General features: G+C 40.1%; 15 protein-coding genes, 3 tRNA genes and 1 riboswitch. Of the genes, 5 read left to right on the top strand and 13 right to left on the bottom strand.

Features of this window, described 5'->3' with window-relative positions; all coding sequences use genetic code 11:
* Nucleotides 1–105: 105 nt before the first annotated feature.
* Nucleotides 106–1,182 carry a DUF6340 family protein gene (locus tag AAC073_RS11390; RefSeq protein ID WP_339923958.1) on the top strand — a complete coding sequence of 359 codons (1,077 nt, stop codon included), beginning with the start codon at nucleotides 106–108 and terminating at the stop codon, nucleotides 1,180–1,182.
* 67 nt (nucleotides 1,183–1,249) lie between these two features.
* Here AAC073_RS11390 and metE read toward each other — a convergent pair whose 3' ends face one another.
* The 7 genes from metE to AAC073_RS11355 all read right to left on the bottom strand — a co-directional run bounded on the left by metE (nucleotide 1,250) and on the right by AAC073_RS11355 (nucleotide 14,114).
* Nucleotides 1,250–3,571 (bottom strand): 5-methyltetrahydropteroyltriglutamate--homocysteine S-methyltransferase, encoded by a 2,322-nt coding sequence (gene metE / locus AAC073_RS11385; RefSeq protein ID WP_339923957.1) that lies wholly within the window; start codon nucleotides 3,569–3,571, stop codon nucleotides 1,250–1,252.
* 183 nt (nucleotides 3,572–3,754) lie between these two features.
* Nucleotides 3,755–3,947, bottom strand: a riboswitch (cobalamin riboswitch).
* A gap of 296 nt (nucleotides 3,948–4,243) precedes the next feature.
* On the bottom strand, nucleotides 4,244–5,311 hold the full coding sequence (locus AAC073_RS11380) for a 6-bladed beta-propeller (protein ID WP_339923956.1): 1,068 nt from the start codon (nucleotides 5,309–5,311) through the stop codon (nucleotides 4,244–4,246).
* 9 nt (nucleotides 5,312–5,320) lie between these two features.
* Nucleotides 5,321–6,784 carry a DUF1501 domain-containing protein gene (locus AAC073_RS11375; protein ID WP_339923955.1) on the bottom strand — a complete coding sequence of 488 codons (1,464 nt, stop codon included), beginning with the start codon at nucleotides 6,782–6,784 and terminating at the stop codon, nucleotides 5,321–5,323.
* Between the two features lie 8 nt (nucleotides 6,785–6,792).
* Entirely contained in the window at nucleotides 6,793–10,059 is a 3,267-nt protein-coding gene (locus AAC073_RS11370) for a DUF1553 domain-containing protein (protein WP_339923954.1), read from the bottom strand.
* A 389-nt stretch (nucleotides 10,060–10,448) separates the two neighbouring features.
* Nucleotides 10,449–11,603, bottom strand: coding sequence for a DUF4221 family protein (locus AAC073_RS11365; protein ID WP_339923953.1), 1,155 nt, complete (start codon nucleotides 11,601–11,603; stop codon nucleotides 10,449–10,451).
* Between the two features lie 101 nt (nucleotides 11,604–11,704).
* Complete coding sequence (locus AAC073_RS11360; protein WP_339923952.1) at nucleotides 11,705–12,862, bottom strand: DUF4221 family protein; 1,158 nt, start codon at nucleotides 12,860–12,862, stop codon at nucleotides 11,705–11,707.
* A 103-nt stretch (nucleotides 12,863–12,965) separates the two neighbouring features.
* Complete coding sequence (locus tag AAC073_RS11355) at nucleotides 12,966–14,114, bottom strand: DUF4221 family protein (protein ID WP_339923951.1); 1,149 nt, start codon at nucleotides 14,112–14,114, stop codon at nucleotides 12,966–12,968.
* A gap of 263 nt (nucleotides 14,115–14,377) precedes the next feature.
* Here AAC073_RS11355 and AAC073_RS11350 point away from each other — a divergent pair, with 263 nt between their 5' ends.
* Nucleotides 14,378–15,475 carry a transporter substrate-binding domain-containing protein gene (locus AAC073_RS11350; protein ID WP_339923950.1) on the top strand — a complete coding sequence of 366 codons (1,098 nt, stop codon included), beginning with the start codon at nucleotides 14,378–14,380 and terminating at the stop codon, nucleotides 15,473–15,475.
* Between the two features lie 81 nt (nucleotides 15,476–15,556).
* On the opposite strand, the gene AAC073_RS11345 is transcribed toward AAC073_RS11350, so the two are convergent.
* Nucleotides 15,557–16,099 (bottom strand): RNA methyltransferase, encoded by a 543-nt coding sequence (locus tag AAC073_RS11345; RefSeq protein ID WP_339923949.1) that lies wholly within the window; start codon nucleotides 16,097–16,099, stop codon nucleotides 15,557–15,559.
* Between the two features lie 186 nt (nucleotides 16,100–16,285).
* Between AAC073_RS11345 and mutS the strand changes: the two genes are divergently transcribed.
* The 3 genes from mutS (at nucleotide 16,286) to AAC073_RS11330 (ending at nucleotide 19,270) form a co-directional block, all read left to right on the top strand.
* Nucleotides 16,286–18,886: a DNA mismatch repair protein MutS gene (mutS, locus tag AAC073_RS11340; protein WP_339923948.1), complete on the top strand. Its 2,601-nt coding sequence runs from the start codon at nucleotides 16,286–16,288 to the stop codon at nucleotides 18,884–18,886.
* Between the two features lie 134 nt (nucleotides 18,887–19,020).
* Nucleotides 19,021–19,093: transfer RNA gene (locus AAC073_RS11335), tRNA-Gly, on the top strand.
* A 93-nt stretch (nucleotides 19,094–19,186) separates the two neighbouring features.
* Nucleotides 19,187–19,270: transfer RNA gene (locus tag AAC073_RS11330), tRNA-Leu, on the top strand.
* A gap of 90 nt (nucleotides 19,271–19,360) precedes the next feature.
* Here AAC073_RS11330 and AAC073_RS11325 read toward each other — a convergent pair.
* The 5 genes from AAC073_RS11325 to AAC073_RS11305 form a co-directional block, all read right to left on the bottom strand.
* The gene (locus AAC073_RS11325; RefSeq protein WP_339923947.1) at nucleotides 19,361–21,517 is read right to left on the bottom strand and encodes a transcriptional regulator; all 2,157 of its coding nucleotides are present in this window, start codon (nucleotides 21,515–21,517) and stop codon (nucleotides 19,361–19,363) included.
* Nucleotides 21,518–21,907: 390 nt separating this feature from the next.
* Nucleotides 21,908–22,216, bottom strand: coding sequence for a hypothetical protein (locus AAC073_RS11320; RefSeq protein ID WP_339923946.1), 309 nt, complete (start codon nucleotides 22,214–22,216; stop codon nucleotides 21,908–21,910).
* A gap of 269 nt (nucleotides 22,217–22,485) precedes the next feature.
* Nucleotides 22,486–22,869 carry a hypothetical protein gene (locus AAC073_RS11315; protein WP_339923945.1) on the bottom strand — a complete coding sequence of 128 codons (384 nt, stop codon included), beginning with the start codon at nucleotides 22,867–22,869 and terminating at the stop codon, nucleotides 22,486–22,488.
* Between the two features lie 485 nt (nucleotides 22,870–23,354).
* The gene (locus AAC073_RS11310; RefSeq protein WP_339923944.1) at nucleotides 23,355–23,621 is read right to left on the bottom strand and encodes a GIY-YIG nuclease family protein; all 267 of its coding nucleotides are present in this window, start codon (nucleotides 23,619–23,621) and stop codon (nucleotides 23,355–23,357) included.
* A 37-nt stretch (nucleotides 23,622–23,658) separates the two neighbouring features.
* A tRNA-Asn gene (locus AAC073_RS11305) sits at nucleotides 23,659–23,732 on the bottom strand.
* Nucleotides 23,733–23,854: the final 122 nt, after the last annotated feature.

Below are 23,854 nucleotides of genomic sequence, written 5' to 3'. Positions count from 1 at the left end.
TTTTAGATTTAGGGGGCTTTTCGAAGGAGAAGCCCCTTTTTTAGTATTTAATGGCCGATAACTTTTGTCTATTTTGAGCTAAATTGCAGAAAATTACTCAAGCTTATGAAATTTCCCAATTCAGAGATTGTTAAATGTTTGCTTTTTGTTTTGATCCTGATGGCATTTGGCTCCTGCACAAAGAATGTCTCCATCACGAGATTGATGCCTGCAGAGATTAATGTGCCAAATAAAATACAGCGTTTACTCATCGTAGACAGAACAAAACCTGAAAGTCAGGGGGTCGCTATTATTGAAGGGATACTTACTGGTGAAATGCCTTTTGAAGTGAAAAATGCCATTGATTGCACAGTGGCGTCCATACATCAAGAACTTAATACTTCTCCCAGGTATGAAATTATACGTGCAAATGAAAGACTGATAGGAGGACTTTTTTCACAAACTTTCCCTGCACCTCTCAACCGAGAAATAGTTAGAAACCTTTGCATGCGTTATGAAACAGATGCGGTATTGACTTTGGAGAAATTCAGTTCGGATTTTGTAATCACAGATAAAAAGATCACCATCAAGAAAAAAATTGGTAAAGATGAGAATGCCAAAACCATAGAAGTACCTGGAATAATGGTGGAAGGGGTGGCATCAGTTCAGGTTGGCTTTAGGTTGTATGACCCTGAAAGTGGTAATATTTTAGACCAGCATGATATGGGGAAAACCAATGCTTGGTCAGCTGAAGCCGAGACAAGAGCTCAAGCAATGGTGCTACTGATCGAAAAAGCACAAGCCACCAGATTTGTGGGGCAAATGGCTGGTGCCACTTATGCAAGAAGAATTGCCCCTATGTACATAGACATAAACCGTACTTTTTATTCGAAATCAAAGAAATACCCAGCTTTAGAAAAGGGAGGGCGCTATGCAGAAGTTGATGAATGGGAAAATGCGATCAGTAATTGGGAAGAAGGTTTATCTCTTCCTGGAGATGACAAAACCTATGGAAAGCTTTGTTACAATATTTCTTTGGGCCATGAAGTGCTAGGTGATTTATACTTGGCTAAAGATTGGGCCGCAAGGGCTTATACGCAGTACGGTTTTAAGCCGGGAAGAACTTATGCCAAGGAACTCGAACAAAGAATGATGGAAGATGAAATACTCGAGCAGCAACTGAGTAATTCTGCAGCGCAATAAATGGCCAATGTAAAAACCCGGATTAGATAGAATTGGATTACCCAACCCGGGTCTAAATTGATTTAAGCTAGATTATGGGAGCTTTCTCTATTTCTCTCAACTCTTTGGCAGCATCAACCATAAGTTTCAAGGCCTTTTCTGTTTCCTCCCATTGTCTGGTTTTTAAGCCACAGTCCGGATTCACCCAAAGTTGGGCGGTAGGAATTACATCTTGTGCTTTTTTTATCAATTGTACCATTTCCTGTTGACTAGGTACTCTTGGCGCATGGATGTCGTAGACTCCAGGCCCTATTTCATTAGGGTATTTGAAGTCCGCAAAAGCATCCAAAAGCTCCATTTGTGAGCGCGAACATTCGATGGTAATCACATCCGCATCCATGGCGGCAATGCTTGGCATGATGTCATTGAACTCCGAATAACACATGTGGGTGTGAATTTGGGTAGTATCGCTTACACCAGAAGAGGCCAATCTAAAGGCCTCAACAGCCCAGGCGAGATAGGTTTCCCATTCCGATTTCCGCAAGGGAAGTCCTTCCCTTATGGCAGGTTCATCTATCTGTATGATTTTGATACCTGCTTTTTCAAGATCCGATACTTCATCCCTTATTGCTAATGCAATCTGTCGGCAGGTTTGAGAGCGAGGTTGATCGTTGCGGACAAATGACCATTGTAGAATAGTAACAGGCCCTGTCAACATCCCTTTCACATGTTTTTTGGTCAAGGACTGGGCATAAGCTGACCAGAAGACCGTCATTTGCTCAGGCCGGAAAACATCCCCATAAATGATAGGTGGTTTTACGCATCGGCTACCATAGCTTTGTACCCAGCCAAATTGGCTAAAGGTGAACCCTGCTAATTGTTCGCCGAAATATTCCACCATGTCGTTTCTTTCATACTCACCATGGACCAATACATCCAACCCAATTTCTTCTTGTTTTCGGATGACCTTTTCGGTAGCCTCCTTTAACAAGTTTTCATAAGTCTTCGAGTCAATAAAACCTTTCCTAAACTGAGACCTCCATTTTCTTACCTCTCCTGTTTGCGGAAAAGAGCCAATGGTGGTAGTTGGTAAAGAAGGTAGTTTTAGCAATTTTTGCTGCAAGGTTCTTCTCGACGCATAACCGCTGTCTCTTTTATCATCTGAAGGCGAAATGGCAGTTTCCTTTAATTTCACGGTTTCATTGTGGATCAGACTTGAGTTTTCGCGACTAGCAATAGCTGCCTGGTTTGCTTTAAGCTTCAGAAGGCTGTCTCTATGAGGATTTGGCAAAGACAATTCCTGAAGTAATACCACCTCTGTCAATTTTTGTTTTGCAAAAGCCATCCATTGTTTGATCTCCGGTAAAAGAATTTCTTCTTGGGTTTCAGCATCCAAATCATAAGGGACATGCAATAAGGAACATGAAGGCGCAAGCATCACCCTTTCTTTGCCTAATATGTGACTGACTTTGTTGATGACTTTAAGTGAGTTGTTAAAGTCGTTTTTCCATATGTTTCGACCGTCCACAAGTCCCAAGGATAGGCTTAACTTTTCCGGGAATTGCGGCAATACCGCCTCTAATTGAGCCGGGTTCCGAACCAAATCCAGGTGTAGAGCACAGATAGGAAGGGACAAGGCCAGGTTAATGTTGTCATTTAGGCCCTCGAAATAAGTGGCAAGAAGAATTTTCAGCTTTGGGAAAGCCTTTCTTATGGTTTGGTATACCATTTCAAAAGCATCTTTTTCTTTTTCGCTGAGGTCAAGACCCAAAAATGGCTCATCAAATTGAATCCACTCTGCACCATTATTTTCCAGGTCTTTTAAAATTTCCAGGTAGACAGGGAGTAAATCATGGATAAGGTCAATTTTATCAAATCCGCTTGTCTTTTCTTTTCCAAGCAATAAATAGGTGACCAGACCGATAAGTACCGGCTTGGCATTAATGCCTTGGCTTTTGGCTTCTTTAAACTCCTCCACAACTTTGGATGAGCGGTATTTAAAGCGTTGTTTTTCGGTAAATTCAGGTACCAAATAATGATAATTTGTATCAAACCATTTGGTCATTTCCATGGCGGTGATGTCTAAGCCATCTTTTTGGTAGCCCCTTGCCATGGCAAAATAATGGTCCAACGGACTAAGGTTTGTTTTTTCTAGAAGAGGCAGATACCTATCAGGAATAGCCCCTACAGTGAGCGACATGTCAAGTACTTGGTCGTAGAATGAAAAATCATTGACCGGAATAAGATTAATTCCGATCTCTTGCTGGGTTTTCCAATTCTGGAATCGAATCTCTCTTCCTGCCTCGGCAAGTTCTTGTGGTGAAATTTTGCCTGACCAATATTGCTCGCAGGCTTTTTTGAGTTCTCTTTTGCTACCAATTCGCGGATAGCCAAGAATGTGCGTTTGCATGTTCTTTTAACTTTTAAATGAATAAAATGTGTTAAAAGCCCTTTGCGTTATTTCGGAATTGCTTGGAGAAAGAAGAGGAGGTAGATCTGGGGAATTACCAAAAAAGACACAATTATCCCTGGGAAAACAATTGACCTTGAGAGGGTAACACCGAACCTGACATCACGCTTCGAATCGCGAAAGCATTGTCAATTCGAAACAGGCAGGTCTCCTGACTTGTAACATTTTTACCTTCCTTCCCATTCTCAATTCAAGAACAGTGGATTTGCTAAGGGTAAAAACCTTTGTGGTTACTTACAGTTGCGCGACAGTTCGTGATTTTCACACGATTCCCTTTTAATTCACGTTAAGTAAAGCCTTTTTCGGTTGATGAAGAAATAATAAAAGAACTTATTGACCTCAAATGTAGGACAGATAAATCACATTTCCTGCAACAATAGTAAAATGGGAGTAAAAAAATGGCTTTTGATGTGTTTTAAGAAAAGAATATTATCGAAAAAAATAAATGCTGGAGACTAACTACTGGGCTTTATAAATTTGATTTTCAGAGGATGCTACAAGAAAAATTAAAGCCCTCAGATAGGTCATGCAATAGCTGTCTATTGCATGATCTAAGTGAAGGTAATTTAGAGCTGATTCAACATTTGGCACCTCAGATGAGAAATAGATTACCTACACTCGATGTAATTTATAAGGATAAACGCCATCAGCATTCCATTGACAAACATATAAATTCTTGTCCCTGTCCAGACAGACATCATGGCAATGTTTGAAGACAGGTAGTTCCTGAAGCATCAATTCTAATTTACCATTATTATAGACAGGGGCCGTTCCTCCCGGATTGGAAACCACCTTGTTGTCTTTGTCCAGAATGGTTACAAAACCTCTGTTTAGGCGCATGTTATAATTGCCTTCTTCCATTCCAAAACACACCCCTGAATACAAGTTTTCACCATCCAAAACTGGACGGCTTATAAATGCACCTGGTAGGTAGTGATCTTCCAAATACTCACCAGCTAAAGTAAATCTTTTGAAAGTATTCTTTATCCTTGCTGAGCAAAGTAGGGTAGGATTTTGAGGGTCTCGATAATCAATGGCTACCCCATGCGCTTGTTTGAATTTGTCTGGCTGAAGAAAACTATCCCCTCCAAATTTTCGAATAAATTGGCCCGTCCGGTCGTACTGTAAGATAAATTGAGAACCATAACCATCGGCTACATAGATATCTCCATTTGGGCCAATAGCTGTCTCTGTAGGTCGGTAATAAGCATGTTCAGAATAGGCCCCTATCTTAGAAGGGTGGTCTAGCTCCATTAGAATTTTACCATCTAAGGTGCACTTAACAACCTTTCCTAAGCCAGTATCTGTAATAAATAAAAATTCTTCACCCCCTTCTTCTGAAATAGACAAGCCATGGGCTCCTGAAAAATTCAAGGTCCAGGTGTCAAGTAAATTACCCGAGGTGTCGTAGATCAAGACATTGTTTTTCGGATGGTCAGTCAATAAAATCAGTCTATTGTTTTTATCCAAGACCATTTCATGACAGTTGTTTACAGGGTGGCTGTTGCTATTGGCTTTGCTCCAGTCACTTTCTACCTTGTATTTGAAGTCACCATGCCCCAAAATATCCTCTTGGATTTGCGCTGAATTTGAATTGATATTGAAAAGGGGCATTCCGGAAGTGAATACTGCGCCGCCACTTGTGATAGATGTTTGAATGAATTTTCTTCTTGAATACATGAATTAATATTATGACAAAAGTTGATTGATTACCTGTCCGTGAACATCTGTAAGTCTAAATCTTCTGCCTTGATGTTTGAATGTAAGCTTCTCATGGTCAATGCCCAATAAATGCAGCAAGGTGGCCTGGAAGTCATGGACATGAACGGGGTCTTTAGCCACATTATAGCTAAACTCATCCGTTTCTCCGTACACCATTCCTTTTTTTACTCCAGCCCCAGCCATCCACATGGTAAAGCATCCAGGATGATGGTCTCTGCCATAATTGTCCGCAGTGAGTCTTCCTTGAGAGAAGCTGGTTCTCCCAAATTCTCCACCCCATACAACCAAGGTGTCTTCCAGAAGTCCCCTTTGCTTGAGGTCTTGGATCAAACCTGCCGTGGCCTGGTCTGTACTCAATGCTTGTCGTTTGATACCGCTCGGTAAGCTGCCGTGTTGGTCCCAGCCCATATGGTACAATTGGATGAATTTCACATCACGTTCGGCCAGTTTTCTTGCTTGCAGGCAATTGGAAGCATAGGTGCCAGGAATTCTTGCATCTTCTCCATAAAGCTCGTAGATATAATCAGGTTCTTTACTGGTATCCACTGCTTCAGGGACGGAGTTTTGCATTTTATAGGCCATCTCATATTGGCTGATCTTGGACTGAATTTCAGGATCCTGCCACAGGTCAAACTGGTGCTGATTTAACTTGCCGATATGGTCCAATGCACGACGCCTGTCGTGGTCATGTACCCCATGCGGATTGTTCAGGTAGAGAACAGGATCTTTTCCTGATCGGAACTGAATGCCTTGGTGGTGGGAAGGAAGAAATCCATTGCCCCATGCGGTGGAATTTAATGGCTGTGATCCTGGACTTTTAGATAGTAAAACCACAAAATTGGGTAAATTCTCATTGTCACTTCCCAAGCCATAACTCAACCAGGATCCTATAGATGGTCTACCACTTAGCTGGGAACCTGTTTGCATGAACATGACTGCAGGTTCATGGTTGATGGCTTCGGTGATCATAGATTTGACTATGCAAAGCTCATCCACCACCTTGGCAGTATGTGGGAATATCTCACTTACCCAGGCACCTGATTGTCCGTATTGCTTAAAATCATAAATTGATTTCACCAATGGAAAAGTAGATTGATCTGCTACCATTCCAGAATTTCGCTGGGTTCCCTGTACGGAAGGTGGTATTTCTTTCCCATGCCATTTTTCCAATGAGGGTTTGTAGTCAAAAGTTTCAATCTGTGAAGGTCCTCCAGATTGGAAAAGATAAATCACTCTTTTGGCCTTTGCTGGAAAGTGCGTACCGGTAGAGAGCCCTTGTGGTTTGTATAGTCCAGAGCTATCTGGTACTCCGGCAAATCCAGCCTTTTGACCAATAAGGCTGGAAAGCGCAATGGCTCCAAAGCCCAGAGAAGTCTTTTTCAAAAAACCACGTCTTGTCTCTCCGAATTTATTTATGTCATTTTCATTCATGGCGTTTATTATCTTATGGTATACCCTTCTGTCGTATTCATTATACCATTTATTACGGTAGCCAAAGAGGCTACCCGAACTGGATCAAGCGTACTGTCCACAGGTTTGCTGCCTGTGCTTAGGTAAGCCATGGCATCCCTTTTATTCAGACCAAAACGTTCCTCTTCTTCTTGGTAAAATTGTTGAATGATCTCCAATTCTTGGGCATCAGCCTGTCTGCCTGTACTTAATTTAAAGGCCTTGGCAAGTTGCTCTTCTGGGCGATATTCTTTCATTAGTCTTTCTGCAGTCACCCTTGCTGCTTCTACATATTGCGGGTCATTTAATAACACCAATGCTTGCAAAGGCGTGCTGGTTTCTGTTCTTCTCACTTTACACTCTGACCTGTCACTAACATCGAAGATCATCATAGAGGGTGGACCAGAGGTTCTTTTCCATATGGTGTAGAGGCTCCTTCTATAAAGGCCCTCTCCAGGTTCCTGTAAATACCGGTACCTCCAAGATTTGGTAGAGATTTCATCCCAAAGCCCTTCAGGTTGGTAGGGGTACGCACTTTCGCTTTCCCTGTTTTGTGCGAGCAATCCACTTATAGAAAGAGCATTGTCACGGACCATTTCTGCGGTCATTCTAAAACTGGGTCCTCTAGCCAAAAGCAAGTTGTCAGGATCTGCTTCCAGAAGGTCAGGAGTGTTTTTTGAAGATTGCTGGTAGGTGGCAGACATCACGATGAGTTTGTGCATCTTTTTGATGTCCCAGCCAGATTCCAGAAAAGTAACCGCTAACCAGTCCAGTAGCTCAGGATGAGAAGGCATGCTGCCTTGGTTTCCAAAGTCATCAGAAGTAACCACTAGTCCTTTTCCAAAGTGCATTTGCCAGATTCTATTGATAAATACCCTGGCAGTCAATGGATTTTCAGGATCAAAAAACCACTTGGTCAATCCCAACCGGTTTTTTGGCCATTTTTCATTGTAGTGTAAAACAGTTTCAGGAATGCCTGGTTCAACTTGTTCAGTGGGCGCATTGTACATTCCCCGGTCTAGAATATATGTAGGTCTGGGTTTCTCTAAGTCCCCCATCACCATTATTTCTTTAATATCTGTAGTCGTTTTGGCTCGGTCTTTTCGTAAATCTACCATTGATTTTCTAAGGCCCTTGGCTTCAGGATGCTCGGATTCGAATAGGTAGTCGGCTACTAATTCTTTGGTCTCTTGATCTCCTTTTATTGAAATAGCGACTTTGGCTTTTTCTGGTTTGGCATCATAAAATACTTCCAAAGCAGTTAACTCCTGATCATATATTTTTAATTCATCCAGTCCACCTTTTAGAAAGGTTTTCATCTTATCCCTGACGCCCAAAACAAAGCCTCGGAATCCGTAGGTATGAATGTCTGGCTTAAATAGGATGGATTTATAAATATTGTCAGCAGAAACGGTCACTGGCACCTTTTCCCCATTGAGGTAAATACCGACGCCATCAGCCTTGCCCAATCCATTGTAAGTAATGGTGAGGTCTGTCCATTCTTTTGCAGGGATCGCAGCAACCGTCTTTACCTGTATAGCATTGTCCGGCCAGCTGTAGGCCATGATAAAGTTAAGTTTATTGTCTTCCAGAAATAAGGAATAACCTTTTAGTCCTAAGCGAATATCTTCACAGTGAGTAAACAATACGGCTTCATTATAAAGTGTGTCAGGAAATACCGAAAGACTTACAGAGAAAGGATCTGTCTGGTCAAACCAGCCTACCTTGTCCGGTAAGCTCAATGTGGTATAGTCATTGATGAAAACACCCTTTCCGGCAGCACCATCTTTTATTACTGGTTCTTTTATCTCCGCAGATCCATGATTATTTGTCTTTCCAGGGCTTTTAAAAGTGGTTTTATTGCCTCCTGGAAGCATGGTTTCAAAACTGTATGCTGCTACAAGTTTTGAGGAAAGACTTTTTTGGATTTTACTTGGTAAACCGGCCTCTAAGAGAGGCAGCTGTTTCACCTTTTTATTGGCTACTTTTCGCAAATCGGCCAAATGGGTTTCCTTGGACTTTATCTGATTGTCTATGTAATTTAAAATTTTGTCTTGTTCTTCATTTGTGAGTAATAATGCAGGCCCTGGTACTTGGCCTGGTCCATATACTGCAGTTCCCAATTCATTTGTACTGTTAAAAAAGGCTGACAATTGGTAGAAGGACTTTTGACTGACCGGATCATATTTATGGTCATGGCAGCGGGCACATTCCATACTTAGGCCCATAATGGCTTTTCCTACTGTGGAGGTACGGTCGGCAACGTATTCTGCCCTGTACTCTTCGAAAACGATACCGGCCTCAGAATTCTTTTTGTGAAGGCGATTAAAGGCCGTTGCCAAAATACTTTCTTGCGTTGGGTCTTCAATTAGATCTCCGGCCAATTGCCAGGTGATGAACTGCTCGTAGGACATGTTTTTGTTAAAAGCCCGGATCACCCAGTCCCGATAAGGACTAAAATCCCGGTGCTTGTCGTCCAGGTAGCCATCAGAATCGGCATATCTTGCCACATCCATCCAGTCTGCAGCCATTCGCTCACCATAGGCAGCCGAAGCAAGGAGTCTGTCGACTAATTTTTCATAAGCCAAAGGGTCATCGCTGTTAACAAATTCTTCAATTTCTTCTAACGATGGAGGAAGACCTGTTAGGTCAAAACTTACCCTTCGGATCAGGGTTTCCTTGCTTGCCTTTTCTGAGGGATTACGGTTTACAGTTTTTAATTTGGCAGCAACAAATTTGTCAATTTCATTATTGGCCCAGTCTTTATTCTCAAGTTTAGGAATTCTAGGTGTTTCAGGAGGAATAAATGACCAATGAGGTTTGTATTTTGCTCCTTGTTCAATCCATTTTGTCAGCGTGGCAATTTCTGCTATGCTTAGACTTAAGTTTGATTCAGGAGGTGGCATCATCAGCTCCTTGTCTTCGGTCAGAATTCGGTTTACTACCTCACTTTTTCCTGGCTTTCCTGGGACGATGGCATAATGACTTGAATTGCTTTTCAGTGCTGCAAAAGCAAACTCTTCCAAGTCAAGTCTTAAATCTGCTTCCTGATTGGCAGCATCGGGCCCATGACAGGCAAAGCACTTGTCTGAGAGAATAGGCTTAACATGGTAATTAAAATCTATGGCTTCCGGCAGGTCCATATAGGCCTGTTGGATGGCTTCAGGTTTCTCCCATCCACAGCCAACCAAGAAAGGGAGCAGCAAGGTGAAAGGAAAGGTTAACCTGTGTATTACTTTGGGTATGACTTGTGTCATTTATTGAAAATTGAAAATTTTAAAAGGTCCTTCTTTACCCAATTGTAATTGGGAACTATTGATATTTAACGGGTAATTTTTACCAATAGTTAACCTTAAAGTTATTGAATATCTTTAAGAAATAAAATTTCAATTTTACGGAAGTAGTAATAGCAAATTATGTCTGGTAAAATTGGTTCAATGGGATCAATTTCCATGCTTACATGGGTTTTAGTTGTGTATTCGATGGTCGCCCAATAAATGAGTGGTGCAATAGGGGTACTTAAAACCTAAAGTAAGGACCTATGACGCTATCAACTAAAAATGCAAGCTGAATTTATAGGGGAAAGTATTGGGTGAGTTTAATTAGTTTACCATTATGAGGTAAAGTCTGCGAAAAAAGAATTTCTTTACCAGGAAATGTCAAATCTCACAAAACCCATTTCATCCTCAATGTTTTCAAATAGCCATAATTTGCCGTCTTTGGCAAAATTAAGTCCTGGCATTCGACTTAATTGCGGAAAATTCCCTTCTGTAATAAGGTTGAAGTCTTTATCTAACACGGTTAAATAAGCTTCCACACCACTAGGTTGGGAATACAACGCTCCTTCTGGAATTTCTGCATTTTCGTCAAATTTCATATGAAATGAAATTCGGTAATACACTTGTTTTTTTTCATCCCAAACAGGATCCATGAAATTAATATCCCCCATAATTTTTTTGCGATAATTCCTAAATTCAGCCAAATCTGAAACTTCCGCAGGATAAGTGCCCGTTTTTTGATTAGGCGATAACTCACTTTGGTAGGACAGGAGTTCCAGAGCGTCTCTTTTTTGATTCAGTACGTAAAGTTCATTGCTTACCCCGGTGCCTAGAATTATATTGTCTCCTTCGTTTTTAAAAAAGCGATAGGAGCTCAAACCAAATGCAGTTTTGCCATCATTTAGAAACACTTCAAAGTTTTTGGCTTTATCAACAGCTGGAATAGCAAGCATTTTAAATGTTTTGAGTTCTCGGTCAATTATGGCTAGAGAACTTGTTTTTTCTTGGTAATTTGTGATCAAAGCAGCAAATTTATCAGCTTCAGGTGATAAACTTAATATTTTATAAGCCCTATCAGTTTCTTCCAGCAGCTCTTGTTCCTTACCCAATCCCGCTAAATCAAAGCTTTCGAGCTTATTGCCTTGCCAATCAAAAATACCCTCACCTTTAAAAGTCCTAAAAAAAATCTGATCATTGCCAATAAGTGAAAGACCCATTAAATACTCCCCGACACCATTGGGACCTTCTTTTTCGAAAGGGTATTTTTTTTCAAATTTGAGGCTGTTTAAATTGATTTGTTCAATGGCGAAATCCTGGTTGTTGAAGTTATAAAGGTATTTCTTATCCTCACTTAGTGTACTAAGCCCTAATTGCCAAGTGAGAAATAAAATTTCCTGACCCGGATCTACAATGACAGTGTCCATTGTTATTTGTAAGCCCTGAAGGTCACTATCTGTTTCTTTATTTGATCCATTGCAAGCGAAGATCACGGCAAAAATAATGCAGTAAAAGCTAGATTTCATTGACTTAAAGTTTAAGAGTATAAATTAGCGGATAGTGTTTAGTTTTCAAAAGAAATATGGGAATACTTAGAAATGGGAATTATAGATGAACTTAAAATTGATCACCAATTTATATCCAACCTTACAAAGCCCATTTCATCCTCAATGTTTTCAAATAGCCATAATTTGCCGTCTTTGGCAAAGTGAAAAGAGGGATTTCGATCTAGTTCAGGGACAGCTCCTTCTGCCACCAAATTAAAATCCTTATCCAAGACACTTAGGTACACTGTTGCTCCGATAGGCCGTAGGAAGAGTTGATTCTCTTTTGGTATGGCGTTTTCATCAAAAATATATTGAAAAGAAAATCGATAGTAGACCTTTCTTTTATCATCCCAAACTGGTGCCTTGTAACTGATGTCTTTCTGTATTTTTAGAGCATAGGTTAAAAACTGATTCTTACTTGAAACTTCTGGTGGATAAGTGCCTGACTTTTCATTGGGAATAAGCCGGCTATTAAAAGTTATATGTCTTAGCGAGTCTGCGTTTTTGTCTAACACATAGAGTTCACTACTTGCCTCGGTTCCTAGTATCGCTTTTCCTTCTTCAATGTTTAAATAACGTTGAGGACCAACAATGGCAAGTGTCCTCTCTTCTACCAATGCAACATCATAATTTTTGGCTTTCTCAATGGCTGGAATTGGGAGTTCTTTAATTGTATTATTGGCTGGTTCTATTAAAATGAATGAACGTCTTTTATCTTCAAAATTGTGAATTAGAGAAGCAAATTTACTACCATCTGAAGCTATACTTACCGTTTTATAGGGCCTGTCCCCTTCTTCTAATATGCCTAATCCAATACCTATTTCTTTAATACCAAAGCTTTCTAGTTTTTCTCCTTGCCAGTTAAAAATACCATCGTTATAAAAAGTGCTAATAAAAAGCTTGTCTTCGTTGATGAGTGAAAATGAATGTATACTATGGCCTACTTCATTCGGGCCTTCCTTTTCTAAGCGGTACTTTTTTTCAAATGCTAAGGTATTTAGGTTGATTTGCTCAATGGTATATTCATTGGAGTTGATGTTGTATAGGTATTTTTTATCCTCACTTAGTGCACTTAAGCTCAAATTGCTATTAAGGAATAGTAATTCTTCACCTGGATCTATCACGACAGTTTCTAATGATATTTCTAAGGAAGGTAGTTCGTCCCCATCACTGGCCGGTTTTTGATTGTTGCACGCAAAAAATATAAATAAAGTGATGCAGTAAAAGCTGGATTTCATTGGCCTATAGTTTAGGGAGTAAAAATTAGCCGATTGTTTTTAAGTTTCCTAAGGAATTAGGGGATATTTAAAAATGGTATTTATTATTTGAAATAAAAATTGATCACCAATTAATATCCAACCTTACAAAGCTCATTTCATCCCCGATATTTTTAAATAGCCATATTTTGCCATCTTTGGAAAAATATATATTTGGATAGGTGTCAATGGTTAGGAAATGGTCTTCAGCGATTAAATTAAGGTTCTTGTCCAAAACACTTAAATAAAATTCTGAGCCGGTGGGAAGGAATGGCTGTACTTCTTTGGTAGTAGCATTTTCATCAAATATCGATCGATAAGACATACGGTAATAAACCTGCTTATTTTCATCCCAGACAGGTTCCATGAAGTTTATATCTTCCGCTATTTTTTGATAGTAGCTATCAAATTGCGCCTGATTTCCAACTTCCGAGGGATAAGTGCCACTTTTTTCATTTGGGTTCAGTTGACTGTTGAAGGTGATGTGTACGAGGGAGTCATTTGTTGCGTCCAGCACATAGAGTTCATTACTTACGTTGGTTCCTAATATTATTTTTCCTCCCTCCTTTACTAAATAGCGGTGAGACTCCAGGCTGAAACCTCTTCCTCCATTATTGAATGATATTTCAAAATTTCTGGCTTTATCAATGGCTGGGATTGGAAATTTCTTAAAGGTTTTGTCTTCAATATTGGTTAATGCAAAGAACATGTCTTTTTTTTCATGATCGGAGATTAAAGACGCAAATTGCTTACCGTCTGAGGCTATACTTATCGTTTTATGAACCTTATATTCTTCTTCCATGTGGCCTAATTCTTTGCCTATTTCAGTCATGTTGAAACTTTCGAGCTTTTCCGCTTGCCAGTTGAATACATGTTCATTCGTACTATTGTTTATGTGTAGCTTGTCATCACCAATTAAAGAAATTGCCCAGATAGCTTCGGTGCCATTTGGTCCCTCCCTTTCGAAGGTGTGTTTTTTTTCTAGGGCTAGTTTATTGAGGTTGATTTGCTCAATACTGCGTTTCAGGGGATCAACATTGTAAAGGTATTTTTTATCCTCACTTATTGCATTTACCCTAACTCTCCTTTGGAGGTATAATATTTCCTGACCCGGGTCTATTATGACAGTGTCCATGGTGATTTCTAAGGAAGGTGGTACGCCTTCGGATTCATTTTTCTGTCCGTTACATGCAAGGAATAAAGCGAAAACGATATAGAAAATATTGTCTTTCATGCGATTAGGGTTTATAGACTAAAAATTTAGCAGATATTTTTTAGCTTTCCTAAAAATTGAAACACTACTTTAGTTTTAATCCAGTCCAAGACCAATTACCTCTATAATTATCTAAGAAAATTTTTCCTGACTTGAAAAATTTTTTCATTTTGTGAAGAAGTTTCTTTACCCTTTTAAAGGGTTCTCCATTATTGGAAGCTGTTTAGAATCAATTTATTAATTAAATTCAATAAATTGGGTAGTCTTTAACAAAACAAACGCCCATGTTTCAGCAAGGTCACAGGTCAATCCTTTTTTTCTTTATACTAGGTCTCCTTCTCCTAACGACTAACCTACAAGCCCGCCAATTGCGTTTAGACATTGATACCTTGCTTGTGGGGGTGGCAGGGAGTGAGCCTTTTGTATATGGTGAAGGACAGGATGTCAGTGGCATCTCCGTGGAAATCTGGGAAGAATTGGCAGCCAAACAAGGGTGGAATTATTATTTTAAGTCTTTTAATACGGTGGATGATGCTTTACATTCATTGGAACAGGGAGCTTTAGATATCGTAATTGGTCCTATCAGTATAACTTCAAATAGAGTAGAAAAATACAGGTTCTCACAGCCTTTTTACAATTCAAGCCTGGCCATCGTGTCCCGTTCTGAAAAGCAAGGGTATTGGGACAAGATCAAGCCGTTTTTTAGTATTAAATTGTTGATTGCTGTGTTTGTTTTTTTATTCATTCTTGCCATAGTGGGTACCATGTTGTGGTTGGCAGAGAGAAACCATTCCAAAGATCAATTTCCAAATGACCCAATTGATGGGATAGGGAATGGGATGTGGCTTGCCATCGTTACCATGAGCACTACAGGGTATGGAGACAAAGCACCGATCACCCTGACGGGAAGAATCATCGCAGGAAGTTGGATGATTATCTCTATTATTTTTGCCACTTCTATGGTAGCGGGCATAGCCAGTACCCTTACTTTGTCCTCTTTGGGCAAATCCCCAGTTTCGAATATTGAGCAATTGGTAAATAAAAATGTAGCCACTATTTCAAACTCTCCTTCCCAAATATTTTTGAAAGAACGCTATGCCAAACCTGTGGAAGTATTTTCATTGGAAGAGGCCATTTCTAAGTTAAAGAAAAAGGAGGTAGCGGCTGTGGTCTATGATCGCCCACAGTTGTTGTTTTATCTTAAAAATCATGGGGACGAAGATTTATTTATGGCAGAGGCGGAATATTACAAACAAGGATATGGCTTTGCTTTTCCATTACAGAGTAACCTGGTGTATGAAGTCAACAGGGCTTTACTTGAACTGGCGGAGGATCAGGATACGGATGAGATAATTGACCGGTACCTGAAGCGTGATGAGTAATTGAATACCCGAAACAGCTTATGTTTTGATAGACAGCATGTTTTTAAAAGATGTGAAATTCACCTATATCTAGGCTATAAGCTAAGCCTTCTTAAAGTCATTGGTTTTACTCACCATGTCCCAAAGGGTTATGCCAATACTTACCGAAATATTAAGGGAATGTTTGGTGCCAAATTGGGGGATTTCCAATACTTGATCTGCTGCCTTTACCACATCCTCTTCTACACCAAATACTTCGTTTCCGAATATAAATACATAAGGCTTGCCCGGTTCTGGTTTGAATTCATTAAGTGGGGTACTGTGAGAGACTTGTTCTAACGCGCAGATAATATAGCCGTCTTTTTTTAAAGCTTTAATTACGTCTAGTGTATTTTCATGATGTTCCCAATCGACTGACTCAGTAGCACCAAGAGCTGTTTTTTGAATTTCTCTGTGGGGAGGTTGACCAGTAATGCCACAGAGGTATATCTTATTTACCCTAAAAGCATCGGAAGTCCTGAAGGCCGCACCTACATTGTTTAGGCTACGAACATTGTCCAAAATCAGGGCGATTGGTTTTTTTTCGACTTCTTTGTAATCCTCAACAGAGAGTCGGTTGAGTTCTGCCATGCTGAGTTTTTTCATCGGGATATAATTTGAATATTTAAAATGCTGATTTATTGAGTGGTAGGATAAATAAAGTCCAAAGGAGTTCAAATTTACTTAATTCCAGACGAAAAAAACAGAAGAGACAATGGCCTTGTAAAAGATTTAGGTTTTGATTCCCTTACATTCTTAATTAAATTCAGGTCCTAAAACAGAAAAATGACAATGGGCAAGACGAAAGCCAAGGAAACCCCTTTAATGAAACAATACAATGCCATCAAGGCAAAGCATCCCGGAGCCATCTTGCTTTTTCGGGTAGGGGATTTTTATGAAACCTTTGGTGAGGATGCGATCAGGGCGAGTAAAATCCTTGACATAGTGCTTACCAAGCGTGCCAATGGTTCTGCCTCTCATATTGAGTTGGCAGGTTTTCCGCATCACTCTTTGGATACTTACCTACCCAAGCTGATAAGAGCAGGTAACAGGGTCGCCATATGCGATCAATTGGAAGACCCAAAAGAAGTAAAAGGAATCGTTAAAAGAGGTGTGACCGAATTGGTTACGCCTGGCTTGGCCTATAACGACAATGTGCTGGACAAGCGACGCAATAATTTTTTGGCCAGTATTCATTTCAGCAACGACCAGTTGGGGATCGCATTTCTGGATCTCTCTACGGGTGAATTTATGTGTGCCGAAGGGCATCAATCTTATATAGAGAAATTGCTTCAGAGTTTTAATCCTTCTGAAATTATTTATTCCAAAGCGGCAAAGGCTGTTGCCGGTACCTTATTAAAAAATGATTTCCACACTTTTCACTGCGAGGATTGGGTGTACCAGCAAGCGTATACCTATGAAAAGCTGACAAGCCATTTTGGAACCAAAAATCTGAAAGGTTTCGGGATAGAAAATATGGAGCTGGGTAGCACAGCCGCTGGGGCCATTTTGTATTATTTAGAAGAAACAGAGCATAAAGAAGTCAAGCATATCGCTTCTATATCCAGAATTGCAGAAGAGAAATATGTCTGGCTGGATAAATTTACGATCAGGAATTTAGAGTTGGTTTACCCTCAGCAAGAAGGAGGCGTGCCACTCATTCAGATTCTGGACCGAACACAGACTCCCATGGGCAGTCGGATGATGAAAAAGTGGTTGGTCTTACCGCTGAAAGAGAAAGGATTGATCGTGGAAAGACAAAAGTCAGTAAGTTTTTTTTATGAGGAGTCAGAATTAAGGGAGGAGTTGTTTTCACATCTCAAACAGGTGGGAGATCTTGAACGGTTGATTTCAAAAGTGGCTGTGGGCAGGATCAATCCCAGGGAGATGAACCATTTAAGAAAAGCCATGCTCAGTACCTTGCCTGTTAAAGAATTGCTAGGGAATCAGCAAAATGGGGCTTTAAAAAAACTGGCAGACCAACTGAATGTTTGTTCCTATCTGTTGGAAAAAATCGAAAAGGAATTGATGGAGGATGCGCCTATGCTTACCCATCAAGGAGGGATTATCAAGAATGGGGTAGATCCTGATCTGGACGAATACCGCAAACTGGCCAACTCTGGAAAAGATTACTTGGTTCAAATTCAGCAAAGGGAAGTTAAACGGACAGGCATCACTTCATTGAAAGTAGCTTTCAACAAGGTTTTTGGCTATTACCTCGAAGTTAGCAATACCCATAAGGACAAAGTACCGCCAGAATGGATCCGAAAACAAACGCTTGTCAATGCTGAACGGTACATTACCGAGGAGCTTAAGGTATATGAGGAAAAAATATTGCATGCAGAAGAGCGCTTAATAGCCTTGGAACAGAAGTATTTTTTATTGTTGGTGCAAGATGCTGGGGATTATGTAGCGCAGATCCAGCAAAATGCAAGGGTTTTGGCTACATTGGATTGTCTGTTGAGTTTTGCAGAAGTGGCTGCTGAGAACAACTATTGTGCACCTAAAATTGCCGATACGGACGCCATTGAAATTAAGGATGGTAGGCATCCCGTAATAGAAAAACAACTGGCAATTGGGGAGGATTATGTGCCGAATGACATCTATCTGGACAATTCTTCGCAACAGGTCATTATCATTACCGGCCCTAATATGGCAGGCAAGTCCGCATTGCTTCGGCAAACGGCTCTGATTGTCTTGATGGCCCAAATGGGGAGTTTTGTGCCGGCCTCATTTGCGAGGATTGGCATAGTGGACAAGGTTTTTACCCGTGTAGGGGCTTCAGACAACCTCTCCAAAGGAGAATCTACCTTTATGGTAGAGATGACTGAGACTGCCAGTATATTGAATAACCTTTCTGACAGGAGTTTGGTACTTATGGATGAGATTGGGAGAGGAACGTCAACCTATGATGGTATATCCATTGCCTGGTCCATTGTGGAGTATTTGCACAACCACCCTAAATGCAAAGCCAAAACCTTGTTTGCGACACATTACCATGAGCTTAATCAACTGGCCAATGATTTCCCCAAAGTGAAAAACTTTAATGTGGCGGTAAAAGAGTTGGGCAATAAAGTGGTCTTTATGCGCAAGTTGCAAGCAGGAGGGAGTGAGCATAGCTTTGGTATCCATGTTGCCCAGATGGCAGGAATGCCAAACCCTGTGGTCTTGCGTGCGGCTGAGATCATGAAATACCTGGAAAAAGACAAGCAGCTTCAACAGCATAAGGAAAACATTAAAGACATGCCAAAAAACAATTACCAATTGAGCATGTTTGAATTGGATCCAAAATTCAAAGAAGCAAAGGATTTATTGGAGGCGCTTGACATCAATACGATTTCTCCTGTGGAGGCATTATTGAAATTAAATGAAGTAAAAAAGATGTTGGAATAATTTAGTGCCTTTATTGTCAGGCAGGTAGCTTTTTCTTGATAAAAATTTCTTTCGTATTATTGGACTTTAAAAATTTAGGCGTAAATTTGCATCACAATCACGGAAATAAAAGTTTTTCTGTGTACAAATGACAAGCGAAAGTAGCTCAGCTGGTAGAGCACGACCTTGCCAAGGTCGGGGTCGCGAGTTCGAATCTCGTCTTTCGCTCATATAAAGCCCTTATTTAAGGGCTTTATTATTTAGATGGCAATAATAGTGGAAATGGTTTTTCCTTTTTCTATATTAGTTGTCGCTAATGTCGCCGGGATGGTGGAATAGGTAGACACGCAAGACTTAAAATCTTGTGGGGGTAACCCCGTGCGGGTTCGATTCCCGCTCCTGGTACAATGCTTATTCTTTAGTTAGGCAAACATTTAAAAGGCCGCTTAAATTAATTTTTAAGTGGCCTTTTCTTTTTGGTGAGTTTTTAGTTCCTCACTCCCAATACCCATAATACCTCCCCATCCAATAGGCAACTAGGTAATAAGTGCCACTTACCTCTGTTTTTCCACCGCCTCCGATGTCCAACTGTTTCGGGTTGGTGTTCCATCTAAAAGCGTTTCCTTCGGGCGAGGGCAATGCGGTATAGGATTGAGGGCTTCTTCCTCTGCCCGGGAACTCATCCACTCTCAAATCCCATCGGTGACTGTTTTCTACCGACCAAGTAATCAAATCCAAAGGGAAAGTCTGTATTTCCCTGAGGGCAATGCTTAAATCCATGTCTTCTTTTAGAAGTGCGCTTGCAAAAACATTCCAAACCGGCATATTGTCTGAACGCACCGCTTTCCAGGATCTACTGAGGCTTTGCAAATATAAGGGGTAAGAAGGATCGTCTTTAGGTGCGTAGTTGAGTAAGTTGTAGTAAGGAAGAAAGTTTAAGATATCATCGGAATGGCTGATATCAAACGGGTCAGTCATTTTGGCTTCGAGGGCATTTTTTGCATAACCTTCTTTCTCGATAAGGTGTTGGTAAACTTTTTTGTATTTCGCCTTTCCTGTAAAATGATAGGCAGTTTGCAAAGAGGATAGGATCTGCAAGGAGTTTAGTCCTTTTTCATACAGCCAATTGGAGGATCTATTCAGGGAGTCTGGCGTCCAAATAGCCCATCTTGTGGGTTTGCCATCGTAATCAATCAACTGCAAATCATTGTCGACAATGTTGCCGACGATACGGTCTATAAGGTCCACTACTCTTTTTTTCTCCCCATCATCAGCTACTAGGTCGTGGTACAAGGACATGGAAAGTAAATGCCCCACGATTTCATCAGAGCTGGTATCATCTAGCCATTGCCATTTGCCATCGGGTGATGGATGCCAATTTTTTGGATGGGGAGACCTGGAAGGGGCCAAAAGGTCTTCAGACCTTACGTAAGACCTGGCAGGGTAGCCCGGTATTCCTGTGACTGTCTCCAGTCTTTCCAGCGCTTCAAAGGTTCGCTTTGCTTTTGCTTTGGCGTCTTCACTTTGGGTTACCGCGTATCTGAATGATTCGGCAATTAGGTAGCAGGAGGTCCAAAGGCCATCATTGTCTTGGTTTTCCAAAAAGCTACTGTTGATGTCTCCTGCTATGGCCAGTTTGGACCTGTTGATTATGCCAATTCGGTTATGTCTATTTTCGATAGTCTCTTCGATTCCATTGGCCTTTTCTTCCAAGGTCATGGATTTTAATCCAATTTCCGAGATGCCATTGGGAGTGGCTACCCATACTTTTCCCGGTTCAATAGGGAGTATATCATTGATCTGGTCATCGGGTAACCATCTTTTACTGGAATAGTACCTCCAGTTTTTTCCTTTGCGAATCAGACCTTTCGGTGTTCCTATCCATAGTAAGCTATCCGTTTCAAGGATTTTAGTTGCAGGGCCATATGGGAGTCCATCCGCACCTCTTTTTAGCCAATGATTGCCATCAGCAGCGAGGGATGCAATTGCTTTTGGTGAGCTAAATAAAATGTCTTTACCATTTAATCCAGTGGTCACTGTCAGGTATTGGCTATCATGTCCAAGTGCCAAACCAATTTTATCCATGTCTAGCCATATTCCTGATTTTTTTCGCCATAGTCCTTCGTCCGCTGCAATCCATATAGTCCCATCATTGCCTTGGGTTATGGCATTGATTTTTATATTAGGGAAGGAGGTGGATTTTACCCAGGTTCCGTTCCATGTATATAGTCCATGGGTTGTTCCGGTCAACAGGGTGTTGTTATCTATCCAATGTGTACTTGTAATGGATTGACGAGCGTCTGTCCGCGGTGGGTTAGGTATTCTATCGCCTTTTTCAGACCAAATGGTCTTGTCATTGTTCATCCATACTGTTTGCGAATTGTCTGCAGTAGCATTGATTATACCTGAAACAAAAGGTTGACCTGTCCATTTGCCCTTTTGCTTGTAAAATATTCCATGAGAAGTGACTGCTTTGATTGTTTGGCCATGCTTGAATAGTTTCACAACGTCTAAACCTGCATTTTTCGGAAGATCAATTTTTTGACTGACTTCCTGGTAATAGGAGCCAGTAGCTAATTTTTGAGAAAAAATCAGGACTGGGCTGAAACATAAACAGACCAATAAGAAAGCAGTAAATTTCAAGACTTTCATGTTATTAGGAATTCAAGCAGATTAGTGAGGGGTTTCATTAGGTGATTTTCACGTATAATTGAAAGCTGAAACCTACTGATTTACTACTTATTTTGGCCTAATTGGGCTATTCATTTCAAAATTGAAAATGAAATTAACATGTTAAGATCTACTGGTTACTTTTTTTCTTGCCTCAAATTAAGATAGAGATGTTTTTTTATTGACTTATACCTGCTCTTGTATATATAGGAGAGGGAGCACATGAAGAGAGCACAATGTCATTGCATGGGGAGGTTATCAATAGTTTCATGCCCTTTTCTCTGTATGCTAAGGTGGAGGAAATAGGGGTATGGACATTGGCTAAGTCTACAGGGGTCAAGTCTTCAAATTCCCCCCAGGGTTTATCATTATCTATAAAAAGAGTTTGGTTAGGCAGAAAGTAATAATGTTGCCGTCCAGTTGGTAGGAGCCAGTTGAGAAAAAATAATAGCCTACTAGTTCTCCTGAGTTTGGCTGTTGGTACGTAATGGTTTTGACAAACGTTCTGTCCTCTTTGATTAAAAGTGTTGTGACGCTATTCAGTCCATAGTCTTCGCGCAAGTTCTCAATTTTCCAGGTATCATAAAGACTGCCATTCGAAAAACTATCCTCCCAATTTACGCAGGAGCTTATACAAGCAGTAAGACCAATCAAGAGAATTAGTAAATTTAGGTGTTTCATGATGGTTAGTGAAGGTATCTAAAGCATTGAATTGTCTATACGATTTGATTTTTACAATTGTCTCAAATCCCTCCACTTTTTATTAATTGAGTGTAAAAACTAGGGAGTTTTATACTTTGAGTATAATAGGTAAAGGCTAGAGAATCTATTTATTTAAATCATGAATCCTGGAAATGTTATGGAAAGACTTAAAAAGTAAGGGATTCTTTTTGGTAGTTTCCATAACCTAATTATAAAAGGAGCAACTTATTTTTAGTTTTATTTTGAGGTCATGAAAAAGTCATGTTGTCAAATATATGCAATTCAATTGTATTGCCATTGTCCATAAAATAGCAGTCCGCTAAATTTTCAAGCGGAAGTTTTGTGTTTGTGGTGTCGTTGTAAATTCCAAGTTTCCCCCTACCGTGATGGTGATAAGGTGTTTTGTAAAAGAACCTCAACTTGTAGTTTTCCGCTCTCTTACTAGCGGTTTCCTTATTCATTCTTCTGTGATTAATGAAGTATTTTGTAAGGTGTTCACGGATTTTGTTTTGAGCTGACTTAGCCAATATAGGGGGTAGAAGGAATCTTGTTGCAATCTTTTCTCCATTGGGATCATTTGTCCCGAAAGGATAATGATGGATATCTAGTAAATCTGCAGTTATCAATCCCATAGTATTTGAATTTTAATCATTATAAAAATTGATGCATCCACCAGTTATAAATGGTTGGTTTCACCATTCCTGGTAGGATAAAGCAATTTTCTAACCCAAAGCGGGTATTTATTTATCAATATAAACATGTAAAACATATAATCAAATGGAAAAACGTTATTTTAAATATAAAAAGTTATAATTTTGATTAAGACAAATGCTTTTTAATAAAACAATTGTCTCAATCATAACTGTTTAAGCCAATGATTTGTGCGTTAGTTTTTTTGCGTTTGTGCAATGGCTAACATGATTTGGGTTGTTCTTGTTTGCTGTCTGTCCGATATAGAACTTATCGATTACTTCAGAATATATGATATAGACAAAAAATTGCTCCATGGCAAAAAAAAAGACCCCGCTATCTGCGTGGTCTTTGCTCCTCCTCTTGGGCTTCCGAATCCCTTCGATCTCGGGACCTTTCCCAGTTGACCGAGATCAGATGCTCTAGCTTATTTTATGTATCCGTTTTGGATAATGTCTAAGATTAATTTTCTAGATTTTTGTTTTTTGATAAATTTTTCAGCTTTAAGCGCATCAGTTCTGGAATTGAAAGGAATGGATGTTTTTAAAACCCAAGGAATACCTCTTTTTGTCCAGATGTTATTTTTTTCAGAATCGTTATGGAATAGTAGCCTATTATCGATGTTTCCGGTCTGTCCGACATAGAATTTATCGATTGCTTCAGAATAAATGATATAGACGAAAAATTGCTCCATGGCAAAAAAAAAGACCCCGCTATCTGCGTGGTCTTTGCTCCTCCTCTTGGGCTCGAACCAAGGACCCTCTGATTAACAGTCAGATGCTCTAACCAACTGAGCTAAGGAGGAATTACAATATTTCAATTTTTAACCTCCAGAACAAAAAGCTTTAAGGACCCTTCCCGGTTGACCGGGATCAGATGCTCTAACCAACTGAGCTAAGGAGGAATTACAATATTTCAATTTTTAAC

This window comes from uncultured Cyclobacterium sp. (assembly GCF_963977555.1).
Lineage (GTDB): Bacteria > Bacteroidota > Bacteroidia > Cytophagales > Cyclobacteriaceae > Cyclobacterium.
The sequence above is the reverse complement of the archived record's forward strand: the minus strand, read 5'-3'. Positions and strand labels throughout refer to the sequence as shown.